Origin of the sequence: Comamonas sp. NLF-1-9 (assembly GCF_019195435.1) — a bacterium.
GTDB lineage: Bacteria > Pseudomonadota > Gammaproteobacteria > Burkholderiales > Burkholderiaceae_C > Comamonas_C.
This window is the reverse complement of the sequence record NZ_CP078069.1, coordinates 665,841-688,045: the sequence shown is the minus strand read 5'-3', so window position 1 is coordinate 688,045 and position 22,205 is coordinate 665,841. Positions and strand designations below refer to the sequence as shown.

The 22,205-nt window shown below is 67.9% G+C and carries 22 protein-coding genes; 14 read left to right on the top strand and 8 right to left on the bottom strand.

Translation table 11 applies throughout. The annotated features are described in order from the left end of the window. Positions 1–21: 21 nt before the first annotated feature. The 6 genes from sdhD to rnk all read left to right on the top strand — a co-directional run bounded on the left by sdhD (position 22) and on the right by rnk (position 5,254). The gene (gene sdhD, locus KUD94_RS03360; RefSeq protein ID WP_218238471.1) at positions 22–387 is read left to right on the top strand and encodes a succinate dehydrogenase, hydrophobic membrane anchor protein; all 366 of its coding nucleotides are present in this window, start codon (positions 22–24) and stop codon (positions 385–387) included. A 23-nt stretch (positions 388–410) separates the two neighbouring features. Beyond that, complete coding sequence (gene sdhA, locus KUD94_RS03355) at positions 411–2,216, top strand: succinate dehydrogenase flavoprotein subunit (RefSeq protein WP_218238470.1); 1,806 nt, start codon at positions 411–413, stop codon at positions 2,214–2,216. A gap of 29 nt (positions 2,217–2,245) precedes the next feature. Continuing rightward, entirely contained in the window at positions 2,246–2,947 is a 702-nt protein-coding gene (locus KUD94_RS03350; protein ID WP_218238469.1) for a succinate dehydrogenase iron-sulfur subunit, read from the top strand. Between the two features lie 6 nt (positions 2,948–2,953). Continuing rightward, positions 2,954–3,244 carry a succinate dehydrogenase assembly factor 2 gene (locus tag KUD94_RS03345; RefSeq protein ID WP_218238468.1) on the top strand — a complete coding sequence of 97 codons (291 nt, stop codon included), beginning with the start codon at positions 2,954–2,956 and terminating at the stop codon, positions 3,242–3,244. Between the two features lie 43 nt (positions 3,245–3,287). Then, positions 3,288–4,598: a citrate synthase gene (locus tag KUD94_RS03340; RefSeq protein WP_218239171.1), complete on the top strand. Its 1,311-nt coding sequence runs from the start codon at positions 3,288–3,290 to the stop codon at positions 4,596–4,598. Positions 4,599–4,846: 248 nt separating this feature from the next. Beyond that, a complete protein-coding gene (gene rnk / locus KUD94_RS03335; RefSeq protein ID WP_218238467.1) occupies positions 4,847–5,254 on the top strand; it encodes a nucleoside diphosphate kinase regulator in 408 nt (135 codons plus the stop codon). Positions 5,255–5,383: 129 nt separating this feature from the next. On the opposite strand, the gene KUD94_RS03330 is transcribed toward rnk, so the two are convergent. The 6 genes from KUD94_RS03330 to KUD94_RS03305 all read right to left on the bottom strand — a co-directional run bounded on the left by KUD94_RS03330 (position 5,384) and on the right by KUD94_RS03305 (position 11,859). Continuing rightward, the gene (locus tag KUD94_RS03330; RefSeq protein ID WP_218238466.1) at positions 5,384–6,340 is read right to left on the bottom strand and encodes a nitronate monooxygenase family protein; all 957 of its coding nucleotides are present in this window, start codon (positions 6,338–6,340) and stop codon (positions 5,384–5,386) included. An 83-nt stretch (positions 6,341–6,423) separates the two neighbouring features. Then, positions 6,424–8,217, bottom strand: a complete 1,794-nt coding sequence (locus KUD94_RS03325) for an acyl-CoA dehydrogenase (protein WP_218238465.1) — start codon at positions 8,215–8,217, stop codon at positions 6,424–6,426. Between the two features lie 63 nt (positions 8,218–8,280). Further along, positions 8,281–9,213 (bottom strand): electron transfer flavoprotein subunit alpha/FixB family protein, encoded by a 933-nt coding sequence (locus KUD94_RS03320; protein ID WP_218238464.1) that lies wholly within the window; start codon positions 9,211–9,213, stop codon positions 8,281–8,283. A gap of 18 nt (positions 9,214–9,231) precedes the next feature. Further along, positions 9,232–9,981, bottom strand: coding sequence for an electron transfer flavoprotein subunit beta/FixA family protein (locus tag KUD94_RS03315; RefSeq protein ID WP_218238463.1), 750 nt, complete (start codon positions 9,979–9,981; stop codon positions 9,232–9,234). A gap of 165 nt (positions 9,982–10,146) precedes the next feature. Beyond that, positions 10,147–10,935: an enoyl-CoA hydratase gene (locus KUD94_RS03310; RefSeq protein WP_218238462.1), complete on the bottom strand. Its 789-nt coding sequence runs from the start codon at positions 10,933–10,935 to the stop codon at positions 10,147–10,149. Between the two features lie 18 nt (positions 10,936–10,953). Then, complete coding sequence (locus tag KUD94_RS03305) at positions 10,954–11,859, bottom strand: histone deacetylase family protein (protein WP_370625884.1); 906 nt, start codon at positions 11,857–11,859, stop codon at positions 10,954–10,956. 87 nt (positions 11,860–11,946) lie between these two features. Between KUD94_RS03305 and KUD94_RS03300 the strand changes: the two genes are divergently transcribed. From KUD94_RS03300 to KUD94_RS03290, 3 genes are all read left to right on the top strand, one after another. Further along, positions 11,947–12,867 carry a MoxR family ATPase gene (locus KUD94_RS03300; RefSeq protein WP_218238460.1) on the top strand — a complete coding sequence of 307 codons (921 nt, stop codon included), beginning with the start codon at positions 11,947–11,949 and terminating at the stop codon, positions 12,865–12,867. Further along, positions 12,864–13,844 carry a DUF58 domain-containing protein gene (locus tag KUD94_RS03295; protein ID WP_218238459.1) on the top strand — a complete coding sequence of 327 codons (981 nt, stop codon included), beginning with the start codon at positions 12,864–12,866 and terminating at the stop codon, positions 13,842–13,844. Before KUD94_RS03300 ends, KUD94_RS03295 begins: the two co-directional genes overlap by 4 nt. Before the next feature lie 92 nt (positions 13,845–13,936). Beyond that, the gene (locus KUD94_RS03290) at positions 13,937–16,003 is read left to right on the top strand and encodes a DUF3488 and transglutaminase-like domain-containing protein (protein WP_218238458.1); all 2,067 of its coding nucleotides are present in this window, start codon (positions 13,937–13,939) and stop codon (positions 16,001–16,003) included. A 16-nt stretch (positions 16,004–16,019) separates the two neighbouring features. Here KUD94_RS03290 and KUD94_RS03285 read toward each other — a convergent pair whose 3' ends face one another. Then, the gene (locus KUD94_RS03285) at positions 16,020–16,682 is read right to left on the bottom strand and encodes a DUF2242 domain-containing protein (protein ID WP_218238457.1); all 663 of its coding nucleotides are present in this window, start codon (positions 16,680–16,682) and stop codon (positions 16,020–16,022) included. A 55-nt stretch (positions 16,683–16,737) separates the two neighbouring features. Beyond that, positions 16,738–17,781: a tRNA (adenosine(37)-N6)-threonylcarbamoyltransferase complex transferase subunit TsaD gene (tsaD, locus tag KUD94_RS03280; RefSeq protein ID WP_218238456.1), complete on the bottom strand. Its 1,044-nt coding sequence runs from the start codon at positions 17,779–17,781 to the stop codon at positions 16,738–16,740. Positions 17,782–17,967: 186 nt separating this feature from the next. Between tsaD and KUD94_RS03275 the strand changes: the two genes are divergently transcribed. From KUD94_RS03275 to KUD94_RS03255, 5 genes are read left to right on the top strand one after another with little or no spacing between them, the layout of a single operon-like run. After that, complete coding sequence (locus tag KUD94_RS03275; protein ID WP_218238455.1) at positions 17,968–19,635, top strand: cbb3-type cytochrome c oxidase subunit I; 1,668 nt, start codon at positions 17,968–17,970, stop codon at positions 19,633–19,635. After that, entirely contained in the window at positions 19,625–20,212 is a 588-nt protein-coding gene (locus KUD94_RS03270; protein ID WP_218238454.1) for a cbb3-type cytochrome c oxidase subunit II, read from the top strand. Before KUD94_RS03275 ends, KUD94_RS03270 begins: the two co-directional genes overlap by 11 nt. A 34-nt stretch (positions 20,213–20,246) precedes the next feature. Beyond that, positions 20,247–20,846: a cytochrome c gene (locus tag KUD94_RS03265; RefSeq protein WP_218238453.1), complete on the top strand. Its 600-nt coding sequence runs from the start codon at positions 20,247–20,249 to the stop codon at positions 20,844–20,846. A gap of 7 nt (positions 20,847–20,853) precedes the next feature. Then, positions 20,854–21,486: an SCO family protein gene (locus KUD94_RS03260; protein WP_255568995.1), complete on the top strand. Its 633-nt coding sequence runs from the start codon at positions 20,854–20,856 to the stop codon at positions 21,484–21,486. After that, positions 21,483–22,169: a hypothetical protein gene (locus tag KUD94_RS03255; protein WP_255568993.1), complete on the top strand. Its 687-nt coding sequence runs from the start codon at positions 21,483–21,485 to the stop codon at positions 22,167–22,169. Before KUD94_RS03260 ends, KUD94_RS03255 begins: the two co-directional genes overlap by 4 nt. Positions 22,170–22,205: the final 36 nt, after the last annotated feature.

The following is a 22,205-nucleotide window of genomic DNA, read 5'->3' as shown; positions in this document are numbered from 1 at the left end:
TTCTGAATCAAGGAGATTTCCATGGCTACCACCTACGGTCCCAAGCGGCTCGTCGTCGGCGCCCACTACGGCTGGCGCGACTGGCTCGTGCAACGCCTGTCGGGCATCATCATGGCGCTGTTCACCATTGCGCTGCTCGCGCAGCTGATCGCCAGCAGCGGCCCCATAGGCTATGAAACCTGGGCCGGCATCTTCGCCAGCCAGTGGATGAAGACCATCACCTTTGCCACCATCGTGGCGCTGATCTGGCATGCCTGGGTCGGCATGCAAAGCATCTGGATGGACTACGTCAAGCCCGATGGCCTGCGCCTCGTGTTCTATCTCGTCACCGCCTTCTGGCTGGTCGCCTGCGGCGGCTGGGCCATCCAGGTGCTGTGGCGTCTGTAAATTCTTCCGAGCGAAAGTCAAGCATGAGCTACACCAAAGCCAATATCACCAAGCGCAAGTTCGACGTCGTGATCGTCGGCGCCGGCGGGGCCGGCCTGCGTGCTGCGCTGGAGCTGTCGCGCTCGGGCCTGAACGTGGCCTGCCTCACCAAGGTCTTTCCCACGCGCTCGCACACCGTGGCGGCGCAAGGCGGCGTGTCGGCATCGCTCGGCAACATGAGCGAGGACAACTGGCACTACCACTTCTACGACACCGTCAAGGGCGGCGACTGGCTGGGCGACCAGGACGCCATCGAATTCATGTGCCGCGAAGCGCCCAAGGTGGTGATCGAGCTCGAGCACTTCGGCATGCCGTTTGACCGCAACCCGGACGGCACCATCTACCAGCGCCCGTTTGGCGGCCACACCTCCAACTACGGCGAAAAGCCGGTGCAGCGCGCCTGCGCCGCAGCCGACCGCACCGGTCACGCCATGCTGCACACGCTGTACCAGCAGAACGTGCGCACCAAGACCAACTTCTTCGTCGAGTGGATGGCGCTGGACCTGATCCGCAACACCCGCGGCGAGGTGATCGGCGTGACCGCGCTCGAGCTGGAAACCGGCGACTTCTACGAGCTGCACGCCAAGGCGGTGCTGCTGGCTACCGGCGGCGCGGGACGCATCTTTGCCGCCACGACCAACGCCTACATCAACACCGGCGACGGCCTGGGCATGGCTTCGCGCGCCGGCATTCCGCTGCAGGACATGGAATTCTGGCAATTCCACCCCACCGGCGTGTTCGGCGCCGGCGTGCTGCTGACCGAAGGCTGCCGCGGCGAGGGCGCTATCCTTTTGAATAGCGAAGGCGAGCGCTTCATGGAGCGCTACGCGCCCACCTTGAAGGATCTGGCGCCGCGCGACTTCGTCTCGCGCTCCATGGACCAGGAGATCAAGGAAGGCCGCGGCTGCGGGCCGAACAAGGACCACATCCTGCTCAAGCTCGACCACCTGGGCGCCGAGACCATCCACAAGCGCCTGCCTTCGGTCGAAGAGATCGGGCACAACTTCGCCAACGTGGACATCACCAAGGAGCCGATCGGCGTGGTGCCCACCATCCACTACATGATGGGCGGCATCCCGACCAACATCCACGGTCAGGTGGTGGTCTGGGACGGGCAGCAGAACCAGGTCGTTCACGGCCTGTACGCGGTGGGCGAATGCTCGGCGGTTTCGGTGCATGGCGCCAACCGCCTGGGCACGAATTCGCTGCTCGACCTGCTGGTCTTCGGCAAGTCGGCGGGCGAGCACATCACCCAATACGTGCGCGGCTACGGCGAGCACCACGATGCGCCGGCCGATGCCTCCGACTATTCACTCTCGCGCCTGAACAAGCTGCAGGACTCCAGCGACGGCCTGTATTCGCAGGATGTGGCAAACAAGCTGCGCACCACGATGCAGACGCACGCCGGGGTGTTTCGCACGCAGAAGATGCTCGACGAGGGCGTTCAGATGGTCAAGGGCATTGCCGAAGAGGTTGAGCACATCGCGCTCAAGGACAAGTCCCTGGTGTGGAATACCGCGCGCATGGAGGCGCTGGAGGTCGAGAACCTGATCGAAGTGGCGCGCGCCACCATCGCCTCGGCCGCAGCGCGCAAGGAATGCCGCGGCGCGCACATGGTCTACGACTACGAGCACCCGGCCGACCATCCGCAATTCCCGCTCGGGCGCAACGACGAGGAATGGCTCAAGCACACGCTCTGGTACCGCGACGGCGACCGCCTTGACTACAAGCCGGTCAACCTCAAGCCCTTGAGCGTGGACAGCATTCCCCCCAAAGTCCGCACGTTCTGAGCGGTTCGTTCACACGAGGTAATCGAATCATGAAGCGCACCATCAAAGTCTATCGCTACGACCCGGACAAGGACGAACGCCCCTACATGCAAACCCACGAGGTCGAGCTCGACGGCCATGAGCGCATGCTGCTGGACGCCCTGCTCAAGCTCAAGCGGGAAGACCCGACCATCGCCTTTCGCCGCTCCTGCCGCGAGGGCGTCTGCGGCTCGGACGCGATGAACATCAACGGCAAGAACGGTCTGGCCTGCCTGACCAACATGCACACGCTGCCCGAGACCATCGTGCTCAAGCCCCTGCCCGGCCTGCCCGTGATCCGCGACCTGATCGTGGACATGACGCAGTTCTTCAAGCAGTACCACTCGATCAAGCCCTATCTGATCAACGACGAGCCGCCGCCCGAGAAAGAGCGCCTGCAGTCGCCCGAAGAGCGCGAAGAGCTCGACGGCCTGTACGAATGCATTCTGTGCGCGAGCTGCTCGACCGCCTGCCCCTCGTTCTGGTGGAACCCGGACAAGTTCGTCGGCCCGGCGGGCTTGCTGCAGGCCTACCGCTTCCTGGCCGACAGCCGCGACCAGGCCACGGGCGAGCGCCTGGACAACCTGGAAGACCCCTACCGGCTGTTCCGCTGCCACAGCATCATGAACTGCGTGGACGTCTGCCCCAAGCACCTCAACCCCAATCGCGCCATCGGCAAGATCAAGGAATTGATGACGCACCGCGCGCTGTAAGCCCCCATGCCCCCGCCCGACCTGCTGGACGAGCGCGAGACATCGATCCTGCGCTGGCGCTGCCGCCGTGGGCTGCTGGAAAACGACATCTTCATCGAGCGTTTCTTCCAGGTCCACGGCCAGCGCGTAAGCCAGGAACAAGCTTATGGCCTTACGCTGCTGATGAACCTGCCGGACAACGACCTGCTCGCGCTTTTCCTGCGCCGCACGGAGCCCACCGACGAGCTGGACGTGCCGCAGGTGCATGCCGTGCTGGAACTGATTCGTCAGCGTCCGCCGGGCGGCTTGCCGTCGTGACGGCCACCCCATTGCCACACTAACAAGGAACTCCGAGATGACTATGCAATTGGCGCAACACAAGGCGACGCTGTCGTTCAACAACGGCAGCCCCAGCGTGGATCTGCCCGTCTACCACGGCACCATAGGCCCGGACGTGGTCGACATCCGCAAGCTCTACAGCCAGACCGGCATGTTCACCTACGACCCCGGTTTCCTGTCCACCGCCTCCTGCCAGTCGAGCATCACCTTCATCGACGGTGAAAAAGGCCGCCTGCTCTACCGCGGCTACCCGATCGAGCAGCTGGCGACGCAGTGCGACTTTCTGGACGTGTGCTATCTGCTGCTCAAGGGCGAATTGCCCAACGTCGGCCAGCGCGACGAATTCCACAAGCTCGTGATCAGCCACACCATGGTGCACGAGCAGATGCAATTCTTCATGCGCGGTTTTCGCCGTGACGCCCACCCGATGGCGGTGCTCACCGGCTTGATCGGCGCGCTCTCGGCCTTCTACCACGACAGCACCGACATCCACAACGCCGAGCACCGCGAGATCGCCGCGATCCGCCTGATCTCCAAGCTGCCCACGCTCGTGGCCATGGCCTACAAGTACGGCGTGGGCCAGCCCTACATGTACCCGCGCAACGAACTCTCCTACGCCGGCAACTTCCTGCGCATGATGTTTGGCGTGCCCTCGGCCGACTACCAGGTCAACCCGGTGATCGAGCGCGCGATGGATCGCATCTTCATCCTGCATGCCGACCACGAGCAGAACGCCTCCACCTCCACCGTGCGCCTGTGCGGCTCCTCGGGCACCAACCCGTTTGCGGCGATCGCCGCGGGCGTGGCCTGCCTCTGGGGTCCGGCCCACGGCGGCGCCAACGAAGCCTGCCTGAACATGCTGGAGAACATCCAGGCCAATGGCGGCATCGCCAAGGTCGGCGAGTTCATGGAGCAGGTCAAGGACAAGAACAGCGGCGTCAAGCTCATGGGCTTTGGCCACCGCGTCTACAAGAACTACGACCCGCGCGCCAAGCTCATGCAGGAAACCTGCAACGAGGTGCTGGCAGAGCTCGGCCTGGAGAAAGACCCGCTGTTCGCCCTGGCCAAGCAGGTCGAGAAGATCGCGCTGGAAGACGACTATTTCGTGCAGCGCAAGCTCTACCCGAACGTGGACTTCTATTCGGGCATCGTGCAGCGCGCGATCGGCATTCCGGTCAAGCTCTTCACCGGCATCTTCACGCTGGCACGCACCGTGGGCTGGATCGCCCAGCTCAACGAGATGATCAGCGACCCCGAGTACAAGATCGGCCGCCCGCGCCAGCTCTATGTCGGGGCGCCGGAACGCAATGTCACGCCCATAGGCGAGCGCTGATCGGCCACGCAGGCCTTGCAAGAACAGCCCGCCCGCACGCCGCCGGCGGGCTTTTTTCTGGCGCGGCCGGGGCGGCCCGCTGCAGGGGCTTGCTTGGCGTTTGCGCCAATCCACGGCACAATCCGGGTCAACGCATGTCGGCGCAAGCCCCTGCATGACGCTCTGGCCCGGACAACGGCGGTTGCCCGGGCTTTTGTCCGTCTGAGCGCGCCCAATGCCAGACAAGAAATTTTGATAGGAATCCGACCATGGTAGGCAAACCCCAGATCACTCTGTCGTCGCTGGACTACGAGCGCCTGCAGAGGCTGCTTGAGAAGGACGGACCGAGCTTTGCCGGGCGCGATGCGCTGGAAGCCGAGCTCGACCGCGCCGACGTGCTCGAGCCCAAGGACATGCCCGCCAACGTGGTCACGATGAATTCCACGGTGCGCTTCACCATCGTGGAAACCGGCAAGACCAGCACGCTGCAACTGGTCTACCCCAAGGACGTCGACGGTTCGGCCGAGAAGGTGTCGGTGCTCGCGCCCGTGGGCATTGCGCTGCTGGGCCTGAGCGTCGGCCAGGAGCTGCCCATGCCCAGCCCCACCGGCCACGTGACGGTGCGCGTGGACGCGATCACCTGGCAGCCCGAGAGCGCGGGCGAACTGCACCGCTGAACGCATCCGGCGCGCCGCGCGCCGCGCGCCGCGACGATCTTCAAGGGCCCGCCGCTCAGGCCGCAAGAAACAAGGCCCCTCTCCGAACCCGCCCAAGCCGCCGCGGCAAGCGCGCGGGCCGGGCTGCCCTCAATGCAATTGCAGCCGCTCGCGGGCGCTGCGGTACTCGCGCTGCAGGCGGGCGATCAGCTCGGCCGCTGGACGCACTTCGGTGACCGCGGCGATGCCCTGGCCACAGCCCCAGATGTCCTTCCAGGCCTTGGCGGCGGCGCTGGCGCCAAAGTTCATCTTGCTCGGGTCGGACTCGGGCAGGTGCTCGGGGTCCATGCCGGCCGCGCGTATCGAGGGCGCGAGGTAGTTGCCGTGCACGCCGGTGAACAAATTGGTGTAGACGATGTCGTCGGACGTGCCGTCGACGATGGCCTGCTTGTAGGCGTCTTGCGCGCGCGCCTCCTGCGTCGCGATGAAGGCCGAGCCGATATAGGCCAGGTCGGCGCCCATGGCCTGGGCCGCGAGCACCGCGTCTCCCGTGGCGATCGCGCCCGAGAGCGCGAGCGGCCCGTCAAACCAGCGGCGGATCTCCTGCACCAGCGCAAACGGGCTCTTCACGCCCGCATGCCCGCCCGCCCCCGCGGCCACCGCAATCAGACCGTCGGCGCCCTTTTCTATCGCCTTGCGGGCAAAGCGGTCGTTGATCACGTCGTGCAGCACCACGCCGCCCCAATCGTGCACGGCATGGTTCACATCCTCGCGCGCGCCCAGCGAGGAGATGACGATGGGCACCCGGTACTTGGCGCAGACCTGCATGTCGTGCTCCAGGCGGTCGTTGCTCTTGTGCACGATCTGGTTGATGGCAAACGGCGCCGCCGGCTGGTCTGGGTGCGCGCGGTCCCAGGCGGCCAGGGTTTCGGTGATCTCGGCCAGCCAGTCGTCAAGCTGCGCGGCCGGGCGCGCATTGAGCGCCGGCATGGCGCCGACGATGCCGGCCTGGCACTGGGCGATCACCAGTTGCGGGTTGCTGATGATGAACAGCGGCGCGCCGATCACCGGCAGGCGCAGCTTCTTGAACAGCGGGGGCAAGGCCATGGGTCGCTCCAAAAAAATACCAATGAAATCAGGCTCTAACGCTTGCTGGTCAAGCGCTAGCAGCTATCAACAAGAGAGCACCATCAGAAAGCGTCCAGCGCCAGCGCACAGGCAGTTTCACCGCCATGCACGATGGCGTCGCGCAGCCCCGGGGCGCGCGTGAGGATGTGCTCGGCATAGAACTGCGCCGTGGTGATCTTGGCCTGCATGAAGGCCGTATCCTCACCCTTGGCAAGCTCGCCCTGCGCCGCCAGCAGCGCACGCGCCATTTGCCAGCCGGCCACCAGATTGCCCGCCAGCAGCAGGTAGGGCACGCTGCCGGCAAAGATGGCGTTGATGTGCTGCCTGGCGTCCAGTGCGGTGATGTAGCCCACCACTTCGAGGTAGGCAGCGCGGGCGCCCGCCAGGCGCGCGGCCATGGACAGCGCCGCTTCGCTGCCGCTGGCGCGCAGCTCGGCCTCGGTCTGCTCGATGCGTCCGGCCAGCGCGCGCGCCACGGTGCCGCCGTCGCGCATGGTCTTGCGCCCGACCAGGTCGTTGGCCTGGATCGCAGTCGTGCCTTCGTAGATCGTGAGGATGCGCGCGTCGCGCAGGTGTTGGGCCGCGCCGGTTTCCTCGATGAAGCCCATGCCGCCGTGCACTTGCACGCCCAGCGAGGTGACTTCCTGGCTCATCTCGGTGCAATAGCCCTTGACCAGCGGCACGAGGAATTCATAAAAGGTCTGGTTGTCGCGCCGCGTCTGCTCGTCCGGATGGCGATGGGCGGTGTCGTAGGCGGCCGCGGCCACCGTCGCCATCGCCCGGCATCCTTCGGTCAGCGCGCGCATGGTCATGAGCATGCGGCGCACGTCCGGGTGCTGGATGATGGGCACGCTGCCCGCCACGCTGCCATCGACCGGGCGGCTTTGCACGCGCTCGCGGGCGTAGGCGACGGCGCGCTGGTAGGCGCGCTCGGCCACCGCGATGCCTTGCATGCCCACCGCATAGCGCGCGGCGTTCATCATGATGAACATGTACTCAAGGCCGCGGTTTTCCTCGCCGACCAGGTAGCCCACCGCCCCGCCCTGGTCGCCATACTGCAGCACCGCCGTGGGGCTGGCCTTGATGCCCAGCTTGTGCTCGATGGAGACGCAGTACACGTCGTTGCGCGCGCCCAGGCTGGCATCGGCATTCACCAGGAACTTGGGCACGACGAATAGGCTGATGCCCTTGACGCCCTCGGGCGCGCCGGGCACGCGCGCGAGCACCAGATGGACGATGTTCTCGGCCATGTCGTGCTCGCCATAGGTGATGAAGATCTTGGTGCCAAAGACCTTGTAGCTGCCGTCGCCCTGGGGCTCGGCGCGGCTGCGCACCAGCGCCAGGTCCGAGCCGGCCTGCGGCTCGGTCAGATTCATGGTGCCGGTCCACTCACCCGAGACCAGCTTTTCCAGATAGATGGACTTGAGCTCGCTGCTGCCCGCAGTCAGCAGCGCCTCGATCGCGCCGTCGGTCAGCAGCGGGGCGAGCGCAAAGCTGAGATTGGCGGCGTTGAGAATCTCCACGCAGGCCGCGCCTATGGTCTTGGGCAGATCCTGGCCACCGAACTCGGCCGGGTGCTGCACACCCTGCCAGCCGCCTTCGATGAACTGGCGGTAGGCCTCCTTGAAGCCCGGCGTGGTGGTGACGCTGCCGTCCTTCCAGCTGCTGGGCTGCACGTCGCCCTCGACGTTCAGCGGCGCGAGCACGCCTTCGTTGAAGCGCGCGCATTCCTCCAGCACCGCGGCCGCGGTATCGAGGCCCGCGTCCTCAAAGCCCGGCATGCGCGCAATCTGGTCGATGCGCGCCAGGTGCTCGATGTCAAACAGCATGTCCTTGACGGGGGCGATATAGCTCATGGCGGGGTCCTGCAGGTGAAAAAAAGGGCATCGCGCGCGATGCCCCGACAGCCGGCTGGTGCTTCAGAGAGCCTTGACCAGTTCCGGCACGGCCTCGAACAGGTCTGCCACCAGACCGTAATCGGCCACGCTGAAGATGGGCGCTTCCTCGTCCTTGTTGATCGCGACGATCACCTTGGAGTCCTTCATGCCGGCGAGGTGCTGGATGGCGCCCGAAATGCCGCAGGCGATGTAGAGCTCGGGCGCGACGATCTTGCCGGTCTGGCCGACCTGCAGGTCGTTGGCCGCGTAGCCCGCGTCCACCGCCGCACGGCTCGCGCCGATGGCAGCGCCGAGCTTGTCGGCCAGCGGGGTGAGCACTTCATTGAACTTCTCGCTGCTGCCCAGCGCGCGGCCGCCGGAGACGATGACCTTGGCCGCCGTCAGTTCGGGGCGATCGCTCTTGCTGAGCTCGCGCCCGACAAAGCTGCTCTTGCCGCTGTCGGCGACGGCAGCGACGGTTTGCACCGAGGCCGAGCCGCCCGTGGCCGCAGCAGCGTCAAAGCCGGTGCTGCGCACCGTGATCACCTTGACCGCGTCGCCCGACTGCACCGTGGCGACGGCGTTGCCGGCGTAGATCGGGCGCTCGAAGGTGTCGGGGGCGTCGACCTTGGTGATGTCGGAGATCTGCGCCACATCGAGCTTGGCGGCCACGCGCGGCGCCACGTTCTTGCCACTGGCAGTGGCGGGAAACAGGATGTGGCTGTAGTCGCCGGCGACGGCCAGCACCTGGGCGGCGAGGTTTTCCGCCAGGCCGTCCTTGAGACTAGCGCCGTCGGCGTGCAATACCTTGGCCACGCCGGCGATCTGCGCGGCGGCCTGCGCGGCGGCGCCGGCGTTCTCCCCGGCGACCAGCACATGCACATCGCCCCCGCAGGCAGCGGCGGCGGTGACGGCGTTGAGGGTGGCAGCCTTGAGGCTGGCGTTGTCGTGTTCGGCAATGACGAGTGCGGTCATGTTCCGTATTCCTTTACCTCAGATCACCTTGGCTTCGTTGCGCAGCTTCTCGACCAGCGTGGCCACGTCGGGCACCTTCACACCGGCGCCGCGCTTGGGCGGCTCGCTCACTTTCAGGGTCTTGAGGCGCGGCGCCACGTCCACGCCGAGGTCGGCCGGCGTCACCGTCTCGAGCGGCTTCTTCTTGGCCTTCATGATGTTGGGCAGCGTCACGTAGCGCGGCTCGTTCAGACGCAGGTCGGTGGTGATGACCGCGGGCGTGCTGATGCTGACGGTCTCCAGGCCCCCGTCCACCTCGCGCGTGACCGTGGCCTTGCCGTCGGCCACTTCGACCTTGCTGGCAAAAGTCGCTTGCGGCAGGTCGGCCAAGGCCGCGAGCATCTGGCCGGTCTGGTTGGCGTCGTCGTCGATCGCCTGCTTGCCCAGGATCACCAGGCCCGGCTGCTCCTTGTCCACCAGCGCCTTGAGCAGCTTGGCCACGGCCAGCGGCTGCAGTTCTTCGTCGGTCTGCACCAGGATGGCCCGATCCGCCCCTATGGCCATGGCGGTGCGCAGGGTTTCCTGGCACTGGGCGACGCCGCAGGAGACCGCTACCACCTCGCTGACCACGCCTTTTTCCTTGAGGCGCACCGCTTCCTCGACGGCAATCTCGTCAAAGGGGTTCATGCTCATCTTGACGTTGGCGATGTCCACACCCGTGTTGTCCGACTTCACGCGGACCTTGACATTGAAGTCCACCACGCGTTTGACGGGGACCAAAACCTTCATGCTGCGGCTCCTGGAGTTGATAGCGTTGACGTGTACGTAAACCTGAAGATTCTATAGTGCTGGCGCCTTGCCCGCCGTTTCAAATAAAACGAACGGTCGTGCTTTTTTGATTATGCCCGGCGCGACGCAAATGCCTGAGTCGTGTCGGCGACAGCGCGGGCGCGCTCAATGGGTTTTCCAGCTCGGCGTGCGCTTTTCGGCAAAGGCCAGTGCGCCCTCCTGGGCGTCGGCGTCCATCATGTTCGCGGCCATGGTCTGGCCGGCAAGCTGGTAGGCGGCCTGCAGGCCGAGCTCGCGCTGCTGATAGACCAGCTTCTTGCCCATGGCGACGGCCGTACGAGGCTTTTCCACGACGGCGTCCACCAGCGCGGCCACTTCGGCGTCAAGCTGCTCGGGCGCTGCGACGCGGTTGACCAGGCCTTCCCTGAGCGCCGTCTGGGCGTCGATGAAGTCGCCGGTGAGCAGCATCTCCATCGCGCGCTTGGCCGGCACGTTGCGCACCAAGGGCACGCTGGGCGTGGAGCAGAACAGGCCGTAATGGATGCCGCTGGTGGCAAAGCGCGCCTCGGTGCTGGCTACCGCCAGGTCGCACTGGGCCACGAGCTGGCAGCCGGCGGCCGCCGCTATGCCGTGCACGCGCGCGAGCACCGGCACGCTGAGCTGGTTGATGGTGAGCATCACGCGGCTGCACTGGCTGAACAGCTCGCGGTACCAGGCGAGGTCGGGGTGCGCCGACATGTCCTTGAGGTTGTGGCCGGCGCAAAACGCACGGCCGCTGCCAGCGAGCACCACCATGCGGGCGTCGGGGTCGGCCTGCACCTGCTCGAGCGCCTGCTGCAGGCGCGCGAGCATCTCCGAGCCCAGCGCGTTGAAGCGCTTGGGGTCGTTCATCGTCAGGGTGTGTACGCCGCGTGCGTCACGCTCGGTGCGCAGCAGCTCGGCGGTATCGGTCATGTCTCTTTGCCTCGTGCATCACAAATCGGCGAGCGCGCGCAGGTGCGCTTCCACGCTCAACGCCAGCGGCGTCATCGCATAGCCGCCTTCCAGACAGGAGACGATACGCCCTTTGGAAAAACGCCGTGCAACGTCCTTGATTCGTGCGGTGATCCAGGCAAAGTCCGCCTCCACCAGGCCAAGCTGCCCCATTTCGTCGTCGCGGTGGCTGTCAAAGCCCGCGCTGATGAAGATCATTTCCGGCTTGAAAGCCTCCAGGCGGGGCATCCAGACCAGGTCGACGATCTCGCGGATGTCCATGCCCCGGGTGTAGGCGGCCACCGGCACGTTGCACATGTTGGCCGCCGGGTCGCGCTCGCCGCTGTAGGGATAAAACGGGCTCTGGAAGAAGCTGCACATCAGCGCGCGCTCGTCACCCGCGAGGATGTCTTCGGTGCCGTTGCCGTGGTGCACGTCGAAGTCGATCACCGCCACGCGCTTGAGGTTGTGGCGCTTGAGCGCGTACTTGGCCGCCACCGCCACGTTGTTGAAGAAGCAAAAACCCATGGATTTGGCGTGCGTGGCGTGGTGCCCGGGCGGGCGCACCGCACAAAAGGCGTTTTCCAGCTCGCCGGCAATCACCGCATCGGTGGCCGAGAGCGCCGCGCCCGCCGCGTGCAGCGCGGCCGTCCAGGTCCAGACGTTCATCGCGGTGTCCGGATCCACTTGCGCGTGGGCGGGGCCGCCCGCGGCCTTCTCTTCGGCGATGCGCTCGGACATGCCGCGCAGCGACGCCACATACCAGCGGTCGTGCGCCAGCTCGATGTCCGCCAGCGCCGCCGCCGGCGCCTCGCGCTGGTCCAGCACGTCGGCCAGGCCGGTGATCAGCATGCGGTTGTGGATGGCGTCCAGACGCTCGGGGCACTCCGGGTGGCCGGCTCCCATTTCGTGCTTGCGGCAATCAGGGTGGGTATAAAAGCCCGTTCTGCTCACGCTCTGTCTCCACGCTGCTTTTGGGATAACGTCACGCACATGGACATACCGGCAAAAATCCAGGCGCTTTTGGGCCAGCTTAACACGGTGATCGTGGGCAAACCGACGCAGATCCAGGACAGCGTGGCCTGCCTGCTCGCGGGCGGACACCTGTTGATCGAGGACGTGCCCGGCGTGGGCAAGACGACGCTGGCGCATGCGCTGGCGCGCAGCTTCGGGCTGGCGTTTGCGCGCGTGCAGTTCACCTCCGACCTGATGCCCAGCGACCTCACCGGCGTGGCGGTGTACGAGCGCGGCAAGGAGGCCTTCGTCTTTCACCCGGGCCCGGTGTTCACCCAGGTGCTGCTGGCCGACGAGATCAACCGCGCCAGCCCGCGCACCCAGAGCGCGCTGCTGGAAGCGATGGAAGAAAAGCAGGTCTCCGTGGAAGGCGAGACCCGCCCCCTGCCCCAGCCCTTTTTCGTGATCGCCACGCAGAACCCGCAGGAGCAGATCGGCACCTTTCAGCTGCCCGAAAGCCAGCTCGACCGCTTTCTCATGCGCATCTCGCTGGGCTACCCCGACCGCGCGGCCGAGCGCGCGCTGCTCGCGGGCGAAGACCGGCGCGAGCAGCTCGAACACCTGCCGGCGCTGCTCGACGCGCGCGAGCTGGCCCTGCTGCAAGCCCAGGTGCAGGCGGTGCACGTGGCGCCCGCGCTGCTGGACTACGTGCAGGCGCTGATCGCGGCGACGCGCTCGGGCAAATGGTTCGTGCAGGGGTTGTCGCCGCGCGCGGCGATTGCGCTGGTGCGCGCGGCGCGGGCGCAGGCGCTGATCGAGGGGCGCGACTACGTGGCGCCGGACGACGTGCAAGCCATCCTCGCGCAGACCATTGCCCACCGCATGCAGCCGGTGAGCGGCGCGGGCCGCGGCAGCGTCGAGCAGGTGCAGGCCATGGTGCAGGCCGTGGCCTTGCCATGAGCGGCGCCGCCGCGGCCCACGGCTGGCTGGCCACACGCTGGCAGCGCTGGTGGATGGCGCGCGTGCCGCCGGGCGACCAGCTGCGCCTGACGCAGCGCAACATCTACATCCTGCCCACGGGCGCGGGCTGGATGCTGGCGCTCACGCTGCTCATCCTGCTGGTGGCTTCGATCAACTTCCAGCTCAACCTGGGCTATCTGCTGACCTTCCTGCTGGCCGGCTGCGCGGCCGTCAGCACCTGGGTGAGCCATGCCACGCTGCGCGGTCTGCAGCTCGTGCTGCTGGCGCCGGCGCCGCAATTTGCCGGCACCAGCGTGCGGCTGCAGGTGCAGCTGATCAACACGCGCGCCCGCGGGCGCCATGGCGTTGCGCTGTCCCTGCGCCAGCCGCGGCTGTGGTCCTGGACCGACGTGCCGCCCCAGGGCAGCGCGGCGCTGGAGCTGAGCTTCGCGCCCGCGCGGCGCGGCCTGCAGCAGGTGCCGCCGCTGGCGGTACAGACGCTCTACCCCATGGGGCTGTTTCGCGTCTGGGCCTGGTGGCGGCCCAAGGCGCAGGTGCTGGTCTACCCTGAGCCCGAGCCCGCCTGCCCGCCGCTGCCCGCGGGCGAACCCCTGCCCGGCCAGGGCGGCGCGGCCAGCAGCAGCGCCAGCAGCGAGCACGGCGGCGTGCGCGCCTACCGGCGCGGCGACGCGCAGCGCCTCATCGTCTGGAAGAAGGCGGCGCAGGCCCTGGCCAGCGGCAGCGACGCGCTGGTCAGCCGCGACGCCCAGGCCGACCAGCGCAGCCAGCTCTGGCTGAGCCTGCAATCCACGTCCCTGCGCGACACCGAGGCCGCGCTCTCGCGCCTGACGGCCTGGGTGCTGCAGGCCGACAGACTGGGGCTGAGCTACGGCCTGCGCCTGGGCACGCTCACCGTGGCGCAAGGCAGCGGGCCCGCCCAGCGCGAGCGCTGCCTGCATGCGCTGGCCGTGCATTGATTCAGCATGAAATACGCCTCAAACGCTTGTATGGTGGGCGCTAGCAGCTATATTTTCAATAGCTGCTACCCCTCGCTGGCTTGGGGCCGCGCATGATGCAGCGCCTGCACAGCCTTCCCCGGGACACGCGCGACACGCTGTTTCTGCTGCTGGTGGTGGCCTGCTGCATCGCGCCGCTGGTGGCGCACATTCCGCTCTGGGCCTCGGTGCTCGGGGCGCTGCTGCTGCTGTGGCGCGGCGCGCTCGCCTGGCGGCTGCGCCCGCTGCCCTCGCGCCCGGTCATCTGGGTGCTGCTGCTGGCCGTCACCGGCTTCACGCTGGCGAGCTTTCGCACCATCGCCGGGCCCGATGCCGGGGTGACGCTCGTTGTCATGCTGCTGGCGCTCAAGACCCTGGAGCTGCGCGCGCGCCGCGACGCCATGGTGGTCTTCTTCCTGGGCTTCTTCACGCTGCTGTCCAACTTCCTGTTTTCGCAGGCGCTGGGCGTGGCGCTGATGATGCTGCTGGCGCTGCTGGGCCTGCTGACCGCGCTGATCAACGCGCACCGCCCGGCCGGGCGCCCCAGCCTGGCTTCCTCGCTCGCCGCTGCGGCGCGCATGGCGCTGCTGGGCGCGCCCATCATGCTCGCGCTGTTCGTTTTCTTCCCGCGCTTTGCGCCCTTGTGGGGCGTGCCGGGCGACGACACCACGGGGCGCAGCGGCCTGTCCGGCCAGATGAGCGTGGGCGCGATCGCCCAGCTTGCGCTGGACGACAGCGTGGCGCTGCGCGTGCGCTTTCACACCCCGGGCGGCCAGCCGCCGCCGCAGTCCGCGCTGTACTTTCGCGGCCCGGTGCTCAGCGCCTTCAACGGCCGTGACTGGTATGCGCTGATGCAGCCCGAGGCGCGCGCCTTCAGCTGGGCGATTCCGGCGCCGGCCGAGCTGCAGGTGCAGGGCGAGCCGGTGCGCTACGAGATGACCATGGAAGCAAGTCGCCGGCCCTGGCTGCTGGCGCTGGACGTCCCGGTCGAGCCGCCCGAGCTGCCCCAGGGCATGCGCGCCCAGATGGCGCCCGAGCTGCAGTGGGTGACGCTGCGCCCCGTCACCAGTGTGCTGCGCTACGAGGCCGCGAGCTATCTGCGCTTTCGCCACGGCCCGCGCGAGCGCACGCCCATGCTGCGCCCCTATCTGCAGCTGCCGCCCGACTCCGACCCGCGCACCCGGGCGCTGGCGCAGTCCATGCGCGCCGAGCTCGGCGCCGCCGGCCCCCAGGCCCTGGTGGACGCCGCGCTGCAGCGCCTGCGCAGCGGCGGCTACCGCTACACGCTGGAGCCCGGCGCCTACGGCCAGAACACCGCCGACACCTTCTGGTTCGACCGCAAGGAGGGTTTTTGCGAGCACATCGCCTCGGCCTTCGTGGTGCTGATGCGCGCGCTCGACATCCCCGCGCGCATCGTCACCGGCTACCAGGGCGGCGAGATGAACCCGCTGGACGGCTACTGGACGGTGCGTCAGAGCGATGCCCACGCCTGGGCCGAGGTCTGGATGCAAGAGCGCGGCTGGGTGCGGGTAGACCCGACGGGCGCGGTGGCGCCCGGGCGCATAGGCACGCTGCAGCGCCTGCAGGCGCCGCGCGGCGCCTTCGGCACCGCCCTGGGCGCGGTCATCAGCCCGTCCATGCTGCAACGCCTGCGCTCGGTCTGGGAGGCGCTGGACAACCGCTGGACGCAGTGGGTGCTGAACTACACGCAAGAGCGCCAGCTCGACCTGCTCAAGCGCCTGGGCCTGCACGACCCGGACTGGCGCGACCTGGTGCGCGTGCTCGGCCTGCTCGCCGCCGCTGCTGCGCTCGCCGGCGCCGCCTGGGCGCTGCGCGAGCGCTACCGGCTCGACCCCTGGCAGCGGCTGATGCAGGATTTGCACCGGCGCCTGCGCCGCGCCCGCCTGAACCTCCCCGAGCATCTGCCCGCGCGCACCATGGCCCGCCGCCTGCGCGAGAGCGCGGGCCCGGCGGCCGAGCCGCTGGCCGACTGGCTGCTGCAACTGGAGCGGGCGCGCTACGGCCCGGCGCCCGAAGCGACGCTTGCCGAGCTGCGCCGCCGGCTGCGCCGGCTGCCCTGGGCGGCGCTGCGCCAGCCAGCGCCCCCGCGCAGCGCCGCACGCCCCGAGAGCGCCGCCTGATGCAGTCCGGCGCGCGCTACTGCGTCGCGGCCCTGTCCAGCGGCGCTACCGCCGCGTCCTCGGCGTGCGGCTGGGGCACGGGCTGCACCGTCACCGGTTGCTGCACGCGTGGCCCGGGCGCAGGCAGGTAGCGCGCAAACAGCTCGAAAAAGCTGGCATAAAAGTGCGCGTCGGTGATGGTTTCGCTGCCTACCTTGACCAGGGTGTCGTCGGTGGCGTTGAGCGGCAGCGACAGCGAACCCAGGCCGCCGACACCCAGCGACGCCGAGTTGTTCACCTTCTTGATCACGTAGCGGTCCTGGATGGCGCTGGCAAAGACCGCGGTGCCGCCCACGCCCTGGGCGTCGGGCGCGCAGACCACGCGCATCTGCACCTCGTAGTGCACGTCGGGCGTGGGCTGGTAGTACTTGCGCCCCTTGACGTCCTCGGCGGTGGCGGTTTCCACGATGTAGCCCTGGCTGAGCAGCGCGCGGCGCGCCGCCTCGCAGCTTTGCTGCTGGCTGGCGCGCAGGTGGCGCGTGTGCAGGTCGGAGCGGTCGAAATCGTTGGGCGTGAAGGCGATGTTGCGCTCCGGCCCGGGCAGCGCTTCGGGCAGACGCGCGCAGCCCGTCAGCGCGCCCGCAAGCAGCAGCGCCGCGAGGCCGAAGGAAAGCGATAAAGGGTGTCTGGCAATCGGCATGGAAGAGCGATTGTGCAGCAGCGCGGGTGCTGCAAGCGCCGCTCCACAGCCTGTTTCAAGCGGCAATATCCTGCAAGGACCAGCGCGGCAGCACGTCGAAGGCGTAGTCGCGCTCGGGGCGAACCAGCCCGGCCTGCACGCGCATCGCCGCGGCCATCGCGATCATCGCGCCGTTGTCGGTGCACAGCTGCAGTTCGGGGTAATGCACGCGCACGCCGCGCGCGCTGCAGGCCGCGTCGAGCTGTGCGCGCAGCAGCGCATTGGCCCCCACACCGCCGGCCACCACCAGGCGCTGCAGCCCGGTCTGCTGCAGCGCCGCAAGCGACTTCTTCACCAGCACCTCGACGATCGCCGCCTGGGTGCTGGCGGCCAGGTCGGCAGTGTGCGCCGGCAGCTCGTCACCGAGCTTGCGCGCCTGGGTGAGCACCGCCGTCTTGAGACCGGCAAAGGAAAAATCCAGCGTGCCGCTGTGCAGCAGCGGCCGCGGCAGCCTGAAGGCTTGGGCCCTGCCGCCCTCGGCCAGGCGGGCCAGCGCCGGCCCGCCCGGGTACGGCAACCCGAGCAGCTTGGCCGACTTGTCGAAGGCCTCGCCGGCAGCGTCGTCCACGGTTTCACCGAGCAGCGCGTAGCGGCCTACCGCATCCACGCGCATGAGCTGGGTGTGCCCGCCCGAGACCAGCAGCGCGACGAAGGGGAATTCGGGCGGATCGGCGCCGAGGAAGGGCGACAGCAGATGGCCTTCGAGGTGGTGCACGCCCAGCACCGGCAGGTCCAGCGCCGCGCCCAGGGCGCAGGCCACGCCCGCCCCCACCAGCAAGGCGCCGGCCAGCCCCGGCCCGCGCGTGAAGGCCACCAGATCCACGGCGGACAGCGCCAGCCCGGCCTGCTGCAGCACTGCCTGGGTGAGCGGCAGCACGCGGCGGATGTGGTCGCGGCTGGCGAGTTCAGGCACCACGCCGCCGTAGGCTTGGTGCATCGCGATCTGGCTGTGCAGTGCATGCGCCAGCAACTGCGGCCGGGCCTTTGGGCCAGGCAGGCGCACCAGCGCCACACCGGTTTCGTCGCAGGAAGATTCAATGCCAAGAATCAGGCGGACCATGGCGGCAAGTGTAGGCGCGGCGCGGCCGGGCCGAGGGCTGCGGCGCGCGGGCGGAGAACCCGGGTCTGCGTAAGGGTATCTGGGAGTTTGCGAGGGTGGCGCTTCCTATAATCTGCGGGTTTACCCGATACTTGATTTTCGTCAATTCCCACATTCCGAAAATATGCTTGAGAAAAGGAAGCCGTCATGGACAGCGCAGTAGTCAGCCTGTTGTCGGCCTTTGTGCTGTCCCTCATAGGACTTTTCGTCTTCATGTGGTCCATGCGCAAGGGGCTGTTCGTTGAAAACCCCAAGGCGGCGGGCACCATCTTTGCCCCGGGCGAGGTGGGCAAGGCCGACGACCCATCGCTCACCCCCGGCGGTGAAGCGCGCTTGCAACAGGCCATAGACGAGACCCAGGACAAGGGCCGCGAGCTGATGCAGGCCGAAGACCCGCAAGAGCTCGAAGACCGCATCGCGGCCGACCGCTCCACCTCGTTTCCGGCCTTCATGTTCATCGGCTTTGCGGTGATGTGGCTGGTGGTGGGCTCGCTCGCGGGCCTGACCGCCTCGCTCAAGCTGCACTGGCCCGACTGGCTGGTGGGCGAGGCCTGGGAGACCTTCGGGCGCATGCGCACCTACCACCTCACCGCGGTGCTCTACGGCTGGATCACCAACTGCGAGCTGGGCATCATCGTCTGGCTGCTGCCGCGCCTGATGCGCACGCCGCTGCGCGGGCCGCTGTTCGTGATGATGGGCGGCGCGCTGATCAACGTCGGCATCGCCAGCGCCATCGGCGGCTTTGGCGCGGGCTGGACGGCCGGCATGGAATACCTCGAGATCCCCTGGCAGATCGGCATCTTCCTGGTGGCCGGCTTCATCTGCATCATCATTCCGGTGATCTCCACCGTGGTGCACCGCAAGGCGCATGAAATCTACGTAAGCGCCTGGTACCACGTGGGCTCGCTGCTGTGGATCGCGCTGCTGTTCACCGTGGCCAAGTTCCCCGGCGCGCACTACGGCGTGGAGCAGGCGACGATGAACTGGTGGTACGGCCACAACGTGCTCGGCCTGTGGTTCACGCCGGCGGCGCTCGGCGCGATCTACTACTTCCTGCCCAAGGTGATAGGGCGGCGCGTGAGCTCCTACAACCTGTCCATCCTGGGCTTCTGGACGCTGGCCTTCTTCTACGCCCAGGTCGGCGGCCACCATCTGGTGGGCGGGCCGGTGCCCGAGTGGCTGATCACGCTCTCCATCGTGCAGAGCATGATGATGATCGTGCCGGTGGCCGCGTTCTCGGTGAACATGGCCGGCACCATGTGGGGGCGCATGAAGCTGGCGCTGTATTCGCCCACGCTGCGCTTCATGATGTTCGGCGGCTTCATGTACATGCTGTCCTCGGTGCAGGGCTCGTTCGAGGCGCTGCGCTCGGTCAACCGCGTCGCCCACTTCACGCACTTCACCGTGGCCCACGCCCACCTGGGCGCCTACGGCTTCGTCACCATGGTGCTGTTTGGCGCGGTCTACTTCATGCTGCCGCGCATCCTGCGCTGGGAATGGCCCTTCCCGAAGCTGATCTCCTGGCACTTCTGGCTGGCCGCGATCGGCATCCTGATCTATTTTGGCCCGCTGACCTACGGCGGCTGGCTGCAAGGCCTGGCCATGCTCGACGAGAGCAAGCCCTTCATGGATTCGGTCACGCTCACCATTCCCTACCTCTACTGGCGCAGCATAGGCGGCTCGATGATGGTCGCAAGCCATCTGATCTTCGCCTTCCACGTGCTGGTGATGGTGCTGCGCTTCGGCCCCAACCGCACCGGCGCCGCCCTGTTCAACCACGAGCCGCGCAAGCTGGAGGTGGCCCATGGAAAATGAAGTCAAGCTGATCACCGGCACCATGGTGACCTTCACCATCGCGGTGGCGGCGCTGGTGCTCATCCCCTACTTCCAGGTGCGCGACATCCCCGCGCCCGAGGGGCTCAAGCCCTACACCAGCGCCGAGCTGCGCGGACGCGAGGTCTACATCGCCAACGGCTGCATGTACTGCCACACCCAGCAGCCGCGCGACGCGAGCTTCGCCCCCGACGCCAAGCGCGGCTGGGGCCGGGTGTCGGTGCCGGCGGACTACACCTACGACCGCCCGCACCTGCTGGGCAGCATGCGCACCGGGCCGGACCTGTTCAACATCGGCGTGCGCCAGCCCAGCCTGGACTGGAACCTGGGGCACCTGTACCAGCCGCGCGCCTATGTCAAGGAATCGATCATGCCGTCCTACCCCTACATGTTCGAGGTCAAGGACAAGGCGGACAAGGACGAGACCGTGGTGAATCTGCCGCCGGGCACTGCCCCGGAAGGCAAGGTGGTGGTAGCCAAGCCCGAGGCGCTGGACCTGGTCAAGTACCTGCAGTCGCTCAAGCGCAACTACCCGATCGTGCCGGCCGATCCGCAATGAGCGCGCCGACCGGACTGAACCTGTGAGGTAACGCATGCCCAATTCCAACGAACGTCCCGAGGCCCAGCGACGCGAGAGCACCGACCCGGAAGAGCGCATCCGGCCCATGCCGCTGCTGCCGGCGCTGATCGCCGTCGGCATGGTGCTCTTTGGCATCATCTACATCGCCATCTCCGGCCCCTACAGCCGCCCCTGGATGGGCGACGAGCGCACCCTGGCCGACCTGCAGGCCAAGCCCGCCGGTGGCGGCGGCGCGGACGCGGCGGTCGACGGCGGCGCGATCTACGCGGCCAACTGCGCCTCCTGCCACCAGGCCAGCGGCGCCGGCCTGCCCGGGGTGTTCCCGCCGCTGGACGGCTCGGAATGGGTGCATGGCAGCCCCAAGATCCTGGCCAACATCGTGCTGCACGGCATAGACGGCGAGATCACCGTCAAGGGCAATACCTACAAGGGCCTGATGCCGAGCTTTGCGCAGCTGAGCGACGCCGAGCTCGCCGGCGTGCTCACGCATATCCGCAGCAGCTGGTCGAACAAGAACGAGCCGGTGAGCGCCGAGCTGCTGGCCCAGGAGCGCAAGAGCGGGCGCGACACGCCGTTTGAGAGCGGCGAGGCGCTCAAGGCGCTGGAGCCCTGAGCCGCCCATGGTGCTGCGTACCGCGCTGATCAGCCTGCTCGTGGCGATCGGCGGCTACCTGGCGGCCAGCTGGCTCACGCACGACTTTCGCGTCTGGACCGAAGAAGGCGCGCGCCGCCTGGAGGTGGCGCTCGCTCCCGTGCCCCTGCCCGATGTGGCGCTGCAGGGCACGCTGCTACCCGCGCCCACGCTGGCCGCCGCGGCCCGGGGCAGCGTGACGATTGCCGACTTCTTCTACACCCGCTGCCAGACGGTCTGCCTGTCGCTGGGCAGCACATTCCAGCAACTGCAGGCGCAGTTGCAGGCCGAGCCAGCACGTGCCGGTGCGGCGCCGCTGCGGCTGCTGTCGCTGTCCTTCGATGGCGCGCACGACAGCGCCCCGGTGCTGCAGGCCTATGCCGACAAGCTCGGCGCCGATGCCGACCTCTGGCGTTTTGCCAGCGTTCCCGACGCCGTGCAGCAGCGCGCGCTGCTCGAGCGCCTGGGCGTGGTCGTGATTCCCGACGAGTTGGGCGAATTCGAGCACAACGCCGCGCTGCTGGTGTTCGACACCCAGGGGCGCATGGTGCGGGTGTTCGACCTGGCCGAGCAGGAACTGGCGCTGAACTACGCGCGCCAGCTCGCCTCCAAGCGCTCATGAACGGGCACCGGGGACGCAAACTCATCGCATTGCTTGGCGATCGGCGGCTGGCCTGGCTGGGCCTGCTGCTGGCCGCGGTGCTGGCGCTGCCGGCGGCGCGCGCGCTGCTGGAGGCAAGCATGTGGCGCCACATGGTGCTGCAGTACCCGCTGTGGATGCTTGCGGGGGCGCTGCTGGCCGGCGGCTTGTCCGCGCACGCGCGCGAGCGGCTGGCGCGCTGGAACGCCTCGGGCATCAGCGGGCTGCTGCTGGCGGGCACGGTCCTCGCCGTGCTGATGATTCCGCGCGTGCTCGACCTGGCGCTGGTCGCGCCCGCGGTCGAACTCGCCAAGTGCAGCGCTCTGCTGACCGCCGGCGCGGCCCTGCGCCTGTCCTGGCGGCAGGCGGGGCTGGTGGCCCAGGGCTTCTTTCTGGGCAACATGCTGCTCATGGGCGCGGTCGTCGGGCAGCTCTATGCGCAGTCGCCGCTGCGCCTGTGCAACGCTTATCTGCTCGGGGACCAGGAGCGCCTGGGCCAGTGGCTTACCGCCATTTCCACGATGGTGGCGCTGCTCTGGCTCGCCCAGGTGTTCTGGTGGGTGGCGCGCCGCGACGCCGACACCGGCCGCATGGCCGGCCCCCAGGCACCGCAGGACGCCGCCGCGCGCACGGGCAGCAGCGCACCAAGCCCGCAATCGCCCTGAGGGCGGGCGCCGCCTGCGCGCGCCGGCAGGCAGATA